Annotated in this window: 16 protein-coding genes; 1 reads left to right on the plus strand and 15 read right to left on the minus strand. The window is 64.8% G+C overall.

The window, feature by feature from the left end:
• From G474_RS23860 to G474_RS0105090, 15 genes are all read right to left on the minus strand, one after another.
• The coding region (locus G474_RS23860; protein ID WP_211228055.1) for a hypothetical protein at positions 1-212 on the minus strand (212 nt) is incomplete at its 3' end.
• A gap of 142 nt (positions 213-354) precedes the next feature.
• Complete coding sequence (locus G474_RS23865; protein ID WP_026686028.1) at positions 355-756, minus strand: hypothetical protein; 402 nt, start codon at positions 754-756, stop codon at positions 355-357.
• Positions 757-853: 97 nt separating this feature from the next.
• Positions 854-1,723 carry an SIR2 family protein gene (locus tag G474_RS0105035; RefSeq protein ID WP_026686029.1) on the minus strand — a complete coding sequence of 290 codons (870 nt, stop codon included), beginning with the start codon at positions 1,721-1,723 and terminating at the stop codon, positions 854-856.
• Positions 1,724-1,965: 242 nt separating this feature from the next.
• Positions 1,966-2,349, minus strand: coding sequence for a DUF4288 domain-containing protein (locus tag G474_RS0105040; protein WP_026686030.1), 384 nt, complete (start codon positions 2,347-2,349; stop codon positions 1,966-1,968).
• A gap of 93 nt (positions 2,350-2,442) precedes the next feature.
• A complete protein-coding gene (locus G474_RS22410; protein WP_084513568.1) occupies positions 2,443-2,874 on the minus strand; it encodes a hypothetical protein in 432 nt (143 codons plus the stop codon).
• Between the two features lie 504 nt (positions 2,875-3,378).
• Positions 3,379-4,014, minus strand: a complete 636-nt coding sequence (locus G474_RS0105045) for a DJ-1/PfpI family protein (protein ID WP_026686031.1) — start codon at positions 4,012-4,014, stop codon at positions 3,379-3,381.
• Positions 4,014-4,442: an HMA2 domain-containing protein gene (locus G474_RS0105050; protein WP_026686032.1), complete on the minus strand. Its 429-nt coding sequence runs from the start codon at positions 4,440-4,442 to the stop codon at positions 4,014-4,016. Before G474_RS0105050 ends, G474_RS0105045 begins: the two co-directional genes overlap by 1 nt.
• A 4-nt stretch (positions 4,443-4,446) precedes the next feature.
• Positions 4,447-6,513 carry a heavy metal translocating P-type ATPase gene (locus G474_RS0105055; protein WP_342663573.1) on the minus strand — a complete coding sequence of 689 codons (2,067 nt, stop codon included), beginning with the start codon at positions 6,511-6,513 and terminating at the stop codon, positions 4,447-4,449.
• 2 nt (positions 6,514-6,515) lie between these two features.
• Positions 6,516-6,923 (minus strand): YtxH domain-containing protein, encoded by a 408-nt coding sequence (locus tag G474_RS24065; protein ID WP_043463317.1) that lies wholly within the window; start codon positions 6,921-6,923, stop codon positions 6,516-6,518.
• Positions 6,904-7,236 (minus strand): hypothetical protein, encoded by a 333-nt coding sequence (locus G474_RS19600; RefSeq protein ID WP_043463319.1) that lies wholly within the window; start codon positions 7,234-7,236, stop codon positions 6,904-6,906. Before G474_RS19600 ends, G474_RS24065 begins: the two co-directional genes overlap by 20 nt.
• The gene (locus G474_RS19605) at positions 7,233-7,775 is read right to left on the minus strand and encodes a hypothetical protein (RefSeq protein ID WP_051281889.1); all 543 of its coding nucleotides are present in this window, start codon (positions 7,773-7,775) and stop codon (positions 7,233-7,235) included. The genes G474_RS19600 and G474_RS19605 overlap by 4 nt, the downstream gene beginning before the upstream one ends.
• Before the next feature lie 2 nt (positions 7,776-7,777).
• Complete coding sequence (locus G474_RS0105075; protein WP_026686035.1) at positions 7,778-8,488, minus strand: ferritin-like domain-containing protein; 711 nt, start codon at positions 8,486-8,488, stop codon at positions 7,778-7,780.
• Positions 8,475-8,867, minus strand: a complete 393-nt coding sequence (locus G474_RS0105080) for a hypothetical protein (RefSeq protein ID WP_084513569.1) — start codon at positions 8,865-8,867, stop codon at positions 8,475-8,477. The genes G474_RS0105075 and G474_RS0105080 overlap by 14 nt, the downstream gene beginning before the upstream one ends.
• Before the next feature lie 214 nt (positions 8,868-9,081).
• Positions 9,082-9,945, minus strand: a complete 864-nt coding sequence (locus G474_RS0105085; RefSeq protein WP_026686037.1) for an SPFH domain-containing protein — start codon at positions 9,943-9,945, stop codon at positions 9,082-9,084.
• 87 nt (positions 9,946-10,032) lie between these two features.
• Positions 10,033-10,848 carry an AraC family transcriptional regulator gene (locus G474_RS0105090; protein WP_211228056.1) on the minus strand — a complete coding sequence of 272 codons (816 nt, stop codon included), beginning with the start codon at positions 10,846-10,848 and terminating at the stop codon, positions 10,033-10,035.
• 71 nt (positions 10,849-10,919) lie between these two features.
• On the opposite strand from G474_RS0105090, the gene G474_RS0105095 reads away from it, so the two are divergent.
• Positions 10,920-12,143 (plus strand): MFS transporter, encoded by a 1,224-nt coding sequence (locus G474_RS0105095; RefSeq protein WP_026686039.1) that lies wholly within the window; start codon positions 10,920-10,922, stop codon positions 12,141-12,143.
• Positions 12,144-12,298 lie beyond the last annotated feature (155 nt).

A 12,298-nucleotide genomic window follows, 5' to 3' on the forward strand; every position in this document is an offset into this window, starting at 1 on the left:
CTACGGTCATCCGCAGCCACGTCAGGAAAAGAAACTGAGTCGTACCGCCTTTGCCATTGCCGGCTGAAAGGAAACCCCATGTTCCTGTTGTTTCCCCTCCCGCGTTTGCTTTGAGACTGATCGCCCATCATGGCTAAACGGATCGCACCGACACGGATTGACGCCGATAACTCTTCCGGCAGCTTGCCTGCCGCTTGTACCGATTGGCGCACCGTGAGCAGATTCCATGTCGGCACGGGTCATAGAGAACCCACACCAGATGCCGGATATACGACTGCATGCGCTTTCCAGCTGCCAAACCTATCGTTCAGTTTCCTTGATTTCCGGGGGAGTCCATATACGAAATGTTAGGGCTCATAGGCTCGAAAAGTACCCTTGGTTTCTCACGGCCGCAGACTCTAGGGAAAGCAACAGCGCTGAAGCAGCAGACCGATACGGTACCCAGCAAGGATGACTCATCGCTTCCCGGTTTGCGGACACAGACGTCGCCGGGACAAGCAACTCCTTCGGGATGTTGGCAAGACTGTCGAGGAACCCACGAACATCATGCCTCTGTTCTTCGCTCAAGTAGCTACATGGCATTGTCACTATTGAGTCTCCATCGTTCCTTAGGTCCGCCAGGAGTTCCCAGGCGACGTTGTAGTTTCCCCAGGCGTCGCAAAGGGCTATGGGCTCCAATGTCATAACCTGGAGCCACTCCAGAAAGTTGTGAAGGGAGTATTCAAAGGACTCTTCAAGTGAGATGGTGTCCGACATTCTCGGATCTGAGCCCTAACGTTTGAGTTCAGGGGCGCGCCGCCGATAGGCGAAGCGTCCCATGCAACGAAAGGTTAGGTCTCTGTAATGACACGCTCTACAATCGACCAACATAGGAAATTAGATTTTCCTTTGACGGGCTAACCCACTCATGCTTGGCTGGATGTGCGCTCAGCTTGTCCTCCGGATCGAATAGTGAAACCCTGTCAAATACGCCAGCAGAAAGACCGTGTTTGATTCTCGACACAATGTGTTCATCTTCGTCGCGGAACCCAAAGCCGATAATGGCTAGGTCATTCTTAGTCATGGGGCCGCGGTTATCGAAGACAGCTCGGAGGCTATTGTTGTAGAACCGTAGTGCTTCGTTCGAAGCAATGATGCCCTTCTTGACCTCCTGATCGCCGACTACGAGAACAGGCCACCGGTATGGGGGGGTGTTGTAGTTGGTCTTTTTGAATGGCTTGTATCTTAGGTCACCATGAAGGTGGAACACTTTGACCTTTGCTGCTGCCTTTTGATCAAGTGCTCCGCTTCCTTTCCAGAAGTCAGTAACAATGTTTTTGCGCTTGTAACCGCGGCCGTAGATGATGTGGTCAAAGATTCCATCGAAATTGACCGTAAAGTAATTGATGGTGTCGTAGCTTGACACTAGCCTTTCAATGGCTGGTGAGAAGGCGTCCACGACGTCGAGCATTTGCCCTAGCGAAATCGTAAGTTGGTTTTCGATCTCGTCGAGGGCGCTGATGATGGACGCCTGTAGATCAGATTGCCTGAACAGATCAGAAAACGCCTTTTCGTCCATCTTGAAACGCTTCAGGTCTTGCTTCGTTCTCTCGATTGCAAGGTTCACCGTGAGAAGACCGCCCAGGATGTAGTCGAACGACTCTGGCGTAAACATTGCCTTTAGCTGAGGGTCAATTCTGGAAAAGACGCTAGTGCTGATCTTCTGGTAAGTAAAGTTCAGCATTTCGTCCGCTTGCGGACATGCGGCGGAGATACCAAGGTTGATACCGGCCCCGCTAAGAATCGTAAGTTGGCGCATGTGATGAGGAGTAGAGAGGTAGAAGTAAGAGACCTAACGTTTGACTTCAGGGGCCGCCGGAGCCCGAAGGGCGGAGGGAACCGGCAAGCAAAGCTTGCCGGCGGTCCCCTGGAAGGATGGGTTGGGCGTCACCGGTCGAGCGCGCTCAAGTGACTCTTTGATATCGGTCATGCGCGGACGATCTCCTGAGCGATGGCGTTCAATTTGTGTTCGGGCGGAACAATCTTCCGTCGACGCTCCATAGGCATTAGCCGCTCTGTGATGTCGTACCAGACTTCGTTTTCTTCGCATTCAACTCCAAGGTGAAGAAGATCGAGAACACCGACAAACTGAAAATTGACCTTTCCACCAAGCCCATTCTTGTACGAGTGCTGAGCTTTGCGTCCAACGTCTTTGGCAAGAGCCAGAGCGTGCCTAGCTGTCTCAGCCTGAACAATCACGATGCGTTCTTCGCACAGCCGTCGCTTGTTTGATGCGCCTTTGGTGACGACGCGATATTGAAACAGCAATTTCGCGGCGTACCGTTCAAGGGACTCTTGAGTAGTCGTCATAGCTGTGGTGACGCCCAACGTAGAAGTGAGCGGCCTGCGCGGCTTTTCGCGCAGGTCCGCTCGACTGCCAGGTTGGGCGTAACCACGGTTGTGTTACGCGAAGTACTTCTTGATGCACTCATACTCTGCGTTGCCTGAAACGATTAGGGATTCCTCGAATGATTCTGCGAGTATCTCGTGGAAGACATCATGGTTGGAAACAACAAAATGCCGACCTCTAGGCTTAAGCGGTGAGTTGGCATATGTGTAGGCGTTGTGAGCTTCAATGGGCCATTTTGAATCGGTCAGTTCGACGAGAAAGCTATCTCCCGGATTGCTTGGGTATATCCCTATCGCAGGACTGCAATCAGTACTGGCGCTGCGAACACTTCTTGCACCTTCAAACTTTAGCTTGACGAATGAAGGCGTCGTTTGCTCACCTTCGGCAAGCAGAAAAACTGAACATTCCTGGCTTGAGTAGATAAGAACAGCGTCTTCGATATGGTCATGCTGATATTGCAGAGCAATTGCGATTCCAGATTTCATCTGTCGTTCCGACCCGTTGTAAAGATGAATCCGCTCAACCAGCGGCACGTTCCACGATTGACGCCCAACGTAAAGTAGACGGCATTGTTACCGCATAAACTGGCCGGCTGCCGTATATCCTGGATGGCGCGGCAGTTACAAAGCCTTGCCGATACAGGCGATAGGAAGACCCCAGGCAATATTTACGAGAATATATGGCAGTCATACGCGGCGCAGTCCAATTGTGTTGGGATTGTGCCAGCCGAACTCCTGTTTGTCATTCTTTGAGCTTTTATTGCCTACGGCTGCTTTGGAGCAATTTACGCTACGTCCGCTACTGGCCGGGTGCCGTCCTACGATTCCGCCGAAAGCGGCCATTGACCACCATCAGTTACTGAGCGGCTGGAAACCGGCGCATTTCTGCCCGATCCCGGCGAGAAGCTCAAGGTCGGCAAAGGCCGACCAGCAGCCCATAAGCCGGGACCTGCTCAATCCGTACCAACCAAGCAGATCACCCCTCCACCCTCAAAAATCTCCTCGCCTGCTCAGGCTTTCTCTTTCCGGAAACGGGTATTCCATGTGGCGGGCGGTCTGGCGGGCGATGGTTTCGCCGTGCAGGTCGGCCACTAGGGTGAGGGCCATGTCCATGCCTGCGGCGATGCCGGCGGAGGTGATGATGTGGCCGGCCTTGACCACCCGGGCCTGGCGTTCCACCTGGACCCGGGGGAAACGGCTTTGCAGCAGGTCCAGGGATTTCCAGTGGGTGGTGGCGGGCAGGCCGTCCAGGAGCCCGGCGCTGGCCAGGATCAGGGCGCCGGTGCATACGGAGGCCAGGATTTCCACCCGGGGGGCCCGGGTGCGGACGAAGTCCAGCAGGGTTTCGTTGAACATTTCCTGGCGGGTGCCCCAGCCTCCCGGCACCAGCAGGATGTCCAGTTCCGGGCAGTTCTCGAAGCTGAAATCGGCCAGCACCTTCATGCCGCCCGTGGTGAGCACCGGGGCACCGGATTCGGAGATCAGGGAGACCTGGAAGGGGGAGGGGGCTTCCTGGTGGCTGCCTTCGACCAGACGGGTGACCGAGAACACTTCGAAGGGGCCGCAGAAGTCCAGGACTTCCACCTGGTCGAAGAGCAGGATGCCCAGTTGTCTGCGGGCCAGCATCAGCGCACCAGATTGCGTCTATGGACGGCCAGGTGGATGGCCAGGCAAGCCACGAAGGCGCCGCCCGTCAGGGCGTGCCAGCGTTTCTGGCCGACGGCGGCCAGGGCCAGGGAGGCGCCCAGGGTGACCAGCATGCCGCGTTTGGCGTAGCGGTTCAGGCGAACCCGGGTGGAGGGTTTGTAGGCGGAGCGCGGCCGGGCGAATTCCGCATCTGCCGCCTGGTCCACGGCGGCTTCCATGGTCTCCACTGGGACCCGGGCGGCATCGTATCTGAGCACGATGCTGCCGGCCCCCAGGTTGCCTTCCACCGCCAGGGCTGCGGGCAGTGCGCCCAGGGAGCTGAGCAGCCGCTCCAGGTGGGCGGGCTGGCGCAGGGCCGGGTCGCGCAGGCGGATGCGGCCGGGGATGGAGGCGACGATGCGGGTCATGGGTTCAACCGGTACGCAGGGCGTTGAGCAGGATGGCGATGGTACTGCCGTTGTGGGCGACGCTGGAAGCCACCGGCGAGAGCTTGCCGAAGGCGGCGGCGGCGAGGATGGCGGTATTGGCGCCGACGGTGAGCTTGAAGTTGCTGTCGATGCGGCCCATGGTGGCGAGGGCCATGGCCTTGGCGTCGGCCACCCGCTCGATGCCGTCTTCGAGCAGGGCGATGTCGGAGGTGAGCCGGGCGATGTCGGCGCCCTGCTGCATGGCGATGCCCACCTGGGCTCCGGCCAGGGCCGGGGCGTCGTTGATGCCGTCGCCGACGAAGGCGATCCGGTCGCCCCGGGCCTTCATCTGCGCCACCAGTTCCGCCTTCTGGTGCGGCAGCAGTTCTGCGTGGAATTCGTCCAGGCCCAGCTGCGCCGCCATTTCCGCCGCCCGCTGCCGGTGGTCCCCGGTGAGCATCACCAGGCGCCTGACCCCCAGCTGGCGCAGGCGCGCCAGGGTGGCGGCGCTTTCCGGCCGCAGTTCGTCCTTCAGGGCGATGACGCCCAACAGGCGGCCGCCGAAGCCGATGTAGAGCAGGGTCTTGCCCTGGCGGTAGAGCTGCTCCAGGGCCGGCTGGTGGGCATGGACCGGGATGCCTTCGTCTTCCACCACGAAGTGGCGGGAGCCGACCACGATGCGCTGGCCGTCGATGACGCTGGCCACCCCGTGGGCGGCGATGAATTCCACTTCCTTGTGGTCGAAGTGCTGCCCCTGGTGCTTGCGGGCCGCTTCCACCACGGCCAGGGCCAGGGGGTGGAAGTAGTGTTCCTCCACCGAGGCGGCCAGGTTGATCAGGTCCTTGGGGGAGTAGCCGGGATCGAAGGCGATGGAGTCGGTGACGGCCAGCCGGCCGGTGGTCAGGGTGCCGGTCTTGTCGAACACGAAAGTGTCTGCATCGGCCAGGCGCTCCACCACGTCGCCCCCCTTGAACAGGATGCCCTGCTGGCCGGAGCGGTACATGGCGGCCTTGAAGGCCACCGGAGTGGCCAGCTTGAGGGCGCAGGAATAGTCGGCCTGGAGCACTGCGGCGGCCCGCTGCCAGTCGCCGGTCAGGAGCCAGGTGCCGCCGGCCAGGCCGAGCACCGCCGGCACCAGCCGGTCCGCCAGCCGGGCCGCGTTCAGCTGCGATGCGCTCTTGGCCGAGAGGGACTGCTCCACGTAGTCGGCAATCCGCGCCGCCGCCGTGTTGCGTCCCACGTGCTCGGCGTAGATGCGCAGCCGGCCTTCCTCCACCACGGTGCCAGAGAGCATCGTATCGCCCCGCTTGCGGCGCACCGGCTCGCTCTCGCCGGTCATGGCGGCTTCGTTGACCATGGCTTCGCCGCCGAGCACGGTGCCGTCCACCGGCACGGTCATGCCGGTGGCGACGACGATGGTCATGCCCACGCTCACGCTGGCGCTGTCGAGCTGCCGCTCCTGGCCGTTTTCCTCCACCCAGACCAGGCCCGTGTCGGGCCGCAGCAATTGCTTCAGCAGGTCGTCGGAGCGGCGGGCGATGGACTGTTCCAGGTATTCCCCCAGGGCCAGCATGAAGATGGTGGCGTTGGCGGCGGTGAAGTCCCGCCGGGCGGCGGAAATGGCCACGGCCAGGGCTTCCAGCACGTGGGAGGTGATGCCTTCCTGGCGCAGGTCCTGGACCGCTTCGGCAAACAGGGGCAGGGCGGCGGCCAGGGTGGCCGGCATCTGCAGGGGGGTTGGCAGCAGGGGGCTGCCGGCCAGCAGGGCGCCGCTGACGGCGATGCCGGCGAGGCCGTCCCGGTGTCCGCCCGTGGGGCGGCGTGGGGCGTGGGCGGCCAGGTCCAGCTGCAGCAGGGCGCCGGCCAGCTGCTCTGCGTCGGTTTCTGCGGGTTCGAAGTGGATCACCAGGGTCCGTGCCGGCGGGTTGGCCCGGGCGGCCTGCACCCCGGGCAGGTTGTGCACGGCCCGCACCAGGGCTTCGGCATCCAGCCCGGCCTGGGCCCGGTAGCGGAAGCGGACGCGCCCGGGCAGGTGATGCACGGGCCGGACGGAGAGGAGGGCGGCGCTCACGTTCAGCTCCGCTGTTCCGCCTCCACCTCGGCGCGGATGTCGGCCATCTGTTCCTTGATTTCCTCGACCCCGCCCGCCACGGTGGCATAGACCTTCATGGCCGCCTTGGCCAGCTTGCCGCGCATCTCCTCGTCGCCGAGCACGTACACCGCCGCCGCGCCGATCAGGGCGCCCAGGATGAACTGCTCCGTCTGGCGCGAACCCAGCATGCCGTGCAGCAGGCCGCTGGGGTTGGCGGCGGCGGCATCGAACATGCCGTTCAGGGCGGCCGGGTCGAAGGCGCCAGCGCCCATGTTGGCGCCCATCCCGGCACCCATCCCGGCGCCATACATGCCCTGACCGAAACCGCCTTCGCCCCAGCCTCCCTGGGCCTGGCGTGCGGCGTGTTTCTTATGCTTCTTCTTGCCCATGTGTTTTCTCCTTGGCAATGGGTTCCTGTAACAGATGTTCGAGGGCCAGCACCGCGCCGGTGCCGAGGGCGGCGCTTAGCAGGGCCTGGCCGGTGCGGCCCTCCTGCCAGGCCCGGGCGGCGGCGGACCCGGCCGCCAGGGCGCTGCCGCCCTGCAGGGCCAGGCGCAGGGTGCGCCGGTCCAGGCGGGCCTGGCCGCCCCGCTGCTGGATCGCGCCCAGGGTGCCGGCGGCGACGAAGCCGCGCAGGAAATCGGCTCCGCTCCCCTCGGGGCGCGCATGGACCCCGGGAAGGAAGGGCTGGCGCCGCTTCATGCGCTTTCTCCATCAGGCCCGGGGGCCGCTTCCGGGGCGGCTGCCTGGGGCGCGGCCGCCGGGGCTGTGGCGCCTGTGGCGGTGGCCTTGGCGGTGACGGCCTTGGGGTTTGCAGTCTTGGGGCTTGCCGTCTTCTTCGGGGCGGCCGCCTTGGCTGTGCCCGTTTTGGCGGAGGCCGCCTTGGAGGTCTCCTTAGGGGCCCGCTTGGGGGCTGCTTTGGCCGCCGGCTGCGGGGCGGCGCTTGCGGGCGTGGCGGCTTCTGCCTGGGCGGCGGGCTTGCGGCTGCGCCGGGGTTTGGGGGCGGGGGTCTCCGGTGCGCTGGCTGCCGGAGGTTCCGTTGCGGCGGGGGTTTCCACCAGGGTGAGCCGTTCGCGCATGGCGGCGCTGGAGCTTTCGATGCGCGCCAGGCCGCCGGCCGTGGCCAGCCGCAGCTTGTCCTTGGCGGTGCCCAGGGTTTCCCGGGCCTTGTCGTTACGCCACAGCTTGATGGCAAAGGCGCCGGTGACGAGACCGGCGGCAAAGGGGAGCAGAGGCAGCATGGTCAGTCCTCCTGGGTTGAGGGTTGGGACGGGGAGTTGCGGTCCTGCTGGCGCAGGTAATGGACGGCGGCGCCGCCGGCAAGCAGGCCCGCGAGCATGGCCGGATGGGCGGCGCGCACCAGGGAACCCACCAGGCCGAAGGCGCCGTTCTGGCGCGCCAGCAGGGAGAAGCCCTGCTCCAGCACGCTGGTGAGCGGTCCGTGCCGGACGTAGGCCTGATTGGGCGGAATGCCCTGGGCGGCGTGGTAGCTTTCCCGGGCCACGGCCCCCTGCAGGGCGCGCTGGAAGGCGGGCAGGTGGTTGTCCTGGGAGGCCGACTGCAGGTTGAAGAAGACCCGCTGCACGTCGGCGGCGGCCACCAGGGGCAGCAGCCGCTGGTAGAGCTGCACGTTGGCGATTTCCCCGGCCACCCCACGCTCCAGGTTGGCGCGCCAGGTGGGGGCCACCGTGGTTTCCGCCGGATAGGGGTCCAGGGGGCGGGGCACTCCGTAGCGTTCGCAGAGCTTGCCCAGGGCGGCAACGTGCTGTTCCTCGGCCTGGACGATGTTGGCGAAGGGGGTCTGGGGGCCGAAGGATTCCACCACCTTCTGGTAGAAGGCCCGGGCCGCGTATTCGTCGTAGAGGGCGATGCGCAGGGCCTGGTGCAGCAGGGGGTAGGGGGCTGAGGGCTGGGGCGTGCGGCTGCGCAGGATTGCTTCGTCATAGTTGGCCATGACGTACCTCCGTGTATTTTTCCTCGATGATCCGGAACAGGGCGGCGGCGGCGGGGCTTTCCTGGCCGGCCAGCAGGTCGCTCCAGGCCGGGGCGGGAATGGTCCCCGTGTCGTATTCGATGGTGCAGGAGCGGGCCAGCTTGTTGAGGCGGATGTCCCGCACTCCCCGGATGGCGCCCAGGGCCGCGCTCAGGCCCTCGTCGCCCAGGCCCTGGAGGGCAGGTTCCTGGAGCACGGCGGTATCGATCTTGAAGCGGATGCGGCCGGGAATATGGTGCGCGATGCGCAGATAGGGGGCCAGCGTGCGTACTGCCGCGGCAAGGTTGAAATCCGGGTTTAAGGCGGTGTCCGCAATGGTGCCAATCGCGCTTCCGGCCATGATGTCCTCGTTTGAATGAGATGGGCTGGCTACCGCTGGGCGGATGGCTTGCGTGGGGGAATCGGCATCACCTTAGCATCGGTCTGCCTGCCGGGCTTGACCTAAGTCAAACCGGGAAAAAGCCGGGGAGGCCCTGTTCTAGCCACTTTCCAGCCAGATTCCAGTTCCGTTTCGGCCTCGGGACGCCAGGCGGGTTTGGCTCCCGCCCGGGATTTCAGGACAGGCTGCCGGTGTTCACCACGGGCTGGGGGCCCCGGTCGCCGCACAGGACCACCAGCAGGTTGCTCACCATCTGGGCTTTGCGTTCCTCGTCCAGGTGGATGCTGCCGTTCTTTTCCAGTTCCGCCAGGGCCATTTCCACCATGCCCACGGCGCCGGCCACGATGCGGGTGCGGGCGGCGATCACCGCGTTGGCCTGCTGGCGCTGCAGCATGGCCTGGGCGATTTCCGGGGCGTAGGCCAGGTGGCTGATGCGGGCCTCGATCACCTGGACCCCGGCCTTGCCCAGGCGTTCGGCGATCTGTTCCTGCAGGTGGTGGGAGATTTCCTGGGGGTGGCTGCGCAGGGCGATGTGGCTCTCTTCGGTGGTGTCGTAGGGATAGCTGGTGGCCATGGCGCGCAGGGCGGCTTCGGACTGGATGTGCACGAAGCTCTCGTAATCGTCCACGTTGTAGACGGCCTCGGCGGAGTCGGCCACCTGCCAGACGATCACGGCGGCGATTTCGATGGGGCTGCCTTCCAGGTCATTCACCTTGAGCTTGCCGCTCTCGAAGTTGCGCACCCGGAGGCTCACCTTGCGCTTGGCGCAGAAGGGGTTGCTCCAGCGCAGCCCGTCTTCCCGCACCGTGCCCACGTAGCGGCCGAACAGGCTTAGCACCGCCGACTGGTTCGGTTCCACCTTGTACAGGCCGGCGCCGAGGAAGATGCCGAGCAGGACCAGCAGCACGGCTCCCAGGGCCAGCAGCGGGGATAAGCGGAGGGGCTCCAGGAGCAGCAGGTAGAGGCCCAGCAGGATGCTCAGGATGGCGGCTGCCACGGTGGGGATGCCGGGCAGGGAGGAGACGGTTTTTTCCTTCATGGGAGCACCTCGGTTGGCTTGTGTCGCGCTATCCCATCACGGCAGCGCGCAAGCTGCAAGAGGCGGCCATGGATTTCTCCTTGGCCGTCAGGGCCGGGCTTCCGCTTCCGGGGGGCTGGAGAAATAGCGCCGGGGCTCCACGCCCAGGGTGCGGCGGAACATGGCGGTGAAGGCGCTGGCGTTCCGGTAGCCCAGCCTGGCGGCCACCAGGGCCACCGGCATGCCGCCCGCCAGGTGGCCCAGGGCCTCCACCAGCCTGGCCTGCTGGCGCCACTGGCGGAAGCTCATGCCGGTTTCCCGCTGGAACTGGCGGGCCAGGGTGCGGCTGCTGGTGGCCTGCTGTTCCGCCAGGGTTTCCAGGGTGGCCGGGTGGCCGGGGTCGGCGGTCAGGGTTTCGCACAGGCGGCGCAGCCGGGGTTCGGCGGGCATGGGCAGGTGCAGGGCGGGCAGTTTCAGGAAACGCAGCTCGCTTAGCACCAGGGCGGCGATCTGGCCGGCCCGGCCATCCCGGTCGTAGGCCAGGGGCTCTTCCAGCAGGGCCAGGATCAGGGCCCGCAGCAGGGGGCTGACTTCCAGCAGGCAGCAATGGCCGGGCAGGTTCGGGGCGGCGTCCGGGCGGATGTAGAGGGTGCGCATCTGCACCGGGCCGAGCATGATCACCCGGTGCGCCGTGTTGGCGGGTATCCACACCCCCCGCACCGGCGGCACCACCCAGCAGCCGGCTTCGGTCTCGACCCGCATCACGCCGCTGCCGGCGTAGATCAGCTGGGCCCGGGGATGGGTGTGGATGGGGGTTTCGCCGTTGCGGTAGTTCCTGGCCTTGGCGGTGACCGGGTGGGGCAGGGTCTGGTGTTCGTCGTCATGGCCGCAGCGCATGCTCGGGTCGGGGGTTGTCCAGTTCACGATAGTAGTTGTCAGGACGTGTGAGGAGTGGCCATTCTAGACTGGCTCCCCGTGTTACTGAGCCATTTTCCATGGACAAGACCCTTGCCGCCGAGCCGCCCCTGGCGGCCCCCACCGGGGCCGATCCCCTGCACGGCACCACCTACCCGGTGATTGCCGCCATCAGCTTCTCGCACCTGCTGAACGACATGATGCAGTCGGTGCTGCTGGCCATCTACCCGATGCTGAAGCTGGGCCTGAACCTGAGCTTTGCCCAGATCGGCCTGATCACCCTGGCCTACCAGCTCACGGCCTCCCTGCTGCAGCCCCTGATCGGGCTCTACACCGACCGCCGGCCCCAGCCCTATTCCCTGCCCCTGGGCATGGGCTTCACCCTGGTGGGCCTGCTCGCCCTGTCCCAGGCCGGCAGTTTCGCGGCGGTGCTGGTGGCGGCGATGCTGATCGGCATGGGCTCCTCGGTGTTCCACCCGGAATCTTCCCGGGTGGCCCGCATGGCGGCCGGCAGCCAGCCGGGCCTGGCCCAGTCCCTGTTCCAGATCGGCGGCAACCTGGGTACCGCCATCGGCCCGCTGCTGGCGGCCCTGATCATCGTGCCCCGGGGGCAGGCCAGCGCCGCCTGGTTTTCCCTGTTCGCACTCCTGGGGCTGTGCGTCCTGAGCCTGGTGGGGCGCTGGTCCAGCCGGCATGGGGCCAGTTTCAAGAAGCGCATGAAGGCCCAGGGGGACAATGGCCTGAGCCGCCGCCAGATCGGCTGGTCCCTGGCCATCCTGGGCCTGCTGATGTTCTCCAAGTTCTTCTACATGACCAGCCTGAGCAGTTATTACACCTTCTACCTGATGGACCGTTTTGCCCTGGAACTGCCCCAGGCCCAGACCTACCTGTTCGCCTTCCTCTTCGCCGTGGCGGCGGGGACCGTGGCCGGCGGCCCCATCGGCGACCGGATCGGGCGCAAGCAGGTGATCTGGGTGTCCATCCTGGGGGTGGCGCCGTTCACCCTGCTGCTGCCCCACGTGAACCTGTTCTGGAGCGGGGTGCTCTCGGTGTGCATCGGCATGATCCTGGCCTCGGCCTTCTCGGCCATCCTGGTCTATGCCCAGGAGCTGGTGCCGGGCAAGGTGGGGGCCATCTCCGGGCTGTTCTTCGGCTTTGCCTTCGGCATGGGCGGCATCGGCGCCGCCCTGCTCGGCCAACTGGCCGACGCCACCAGCATCGCCACGGTGTACCAGATCTGCGCCTTCTTGCCCCTGATCGGCCTATTCACCGCCTTCCTGCCCAGCCTCCGCCGGGGGAGATGAGAGCGCCGCCGCCCGGGGCGTTGCGGCTCCCGGGACGGCTGGGGGGCAGGGGCGGCGGTCCCGGGGCAAATTTCTTCTGCAGCCCGGTGAGGCGCTCGGTCAGCCCGGGCGCCCGGGTTAAGATGCGGGCTTACTTTGTTGCAATGGAGTTTGAT

Source organism: Azovibrio restrictus DSM 23866 (assembly GCF_000429665.1).
GTDB lineage: Bacteria > Pseudomonadota > Gammaproteobacteria > Burkholderiales > Rhodocyclaceae > Azovibrio > Azovibrio restrictus.

Coding starts and splice junctions, on each gene's coding strand:
- G474_RS0105080 (WP_084513569.1), bottom strand. CDS start 8,867: ATGGCCGGAAGCGCGATTGGCACCATTGCGGACACCGCCTTAAACCCG.
- G474_RS23865 (WP_026686028.1), bottom strand. CDS start 756: ATGTCGGACACCATCTCACTTGAAGAGTCCTTTGAATACTCCCTTCAC.
- G474_RS0105040 (WP_026686030.1), bottom strand. CDS start 2,349: ATGACGACTACTCAAGAGTCCCTTGAACGGTACGCCGCGAAATTGCTG.
- G474_RS0105045 (WP_026686031.1), bottom strand. CDS start 4,014: ATGCTGGCCCGCAGACAACTGGGCATCCTGCTCTTCGACCAGGTGGAA.
- G474_RS0105035 (WP_026686029.1), bottom strand. CDS start 1,723: ATGCTGAACTTTACTTACCAGAAGATCAGCACTAGCGTCTTTTCCAGA.
- G474_RS0105095 (WP_026686039.1), top strand. CDS start 10,920: ATGGACAAGACCCTTGCCGCCGAGCCGCCCCTGGCGGCCCCCACCGGG.
- G474_RS0105050 (WP_026686032.1), bottom strand. CDS start 4,442: ATGACCCGCATCGTCGCCTCCATCCCCGGCCGCATCCGCCTGCGCGAC.
- G474_RS24065 (WP_043463317.1), bottom strand. CDS start 6,923: ATGGGCAAGAAGAAGCATAAGAAACACGCCGCACGCCAGGCCCAGGGA.
- G474_RS19600 (WP_043463319.1), bottom strand. CDS start 7,236: ATGAAGCGGCGCCAGCCCTTCCTTCCCGGGGTCCATGCGCGCCCCGAG.
- G474_RS0105075 (WP_026686035.1), bottom strand. CDS start 8,488: ATGGCCAACTATGACGAAGCAATCCTGCGCAGCCGCACGCCCCAGCCC.
- G474_RS19605 (WP_051281889.1), bottom strand. CDS start 7,775: ATGCTGCCTCTGCTCCCCTTTGCCGCCGGTCTCGTCACCGGCGCCTTT.
- G474_RS0105085 (WP_026686037.1), bottom strand. CDS start 9,945: ATGAAGGAAAAAACCGTCTCCTCCCTGCCCGGCATCCCCACCGTGGCA.
- G474_RS22410 (WP_084513568.1), bottom strand. CDS start 2,874: ATGAAATCTGGAATCGCAATTGCTCTGCAATATCAGCATGACCATATC.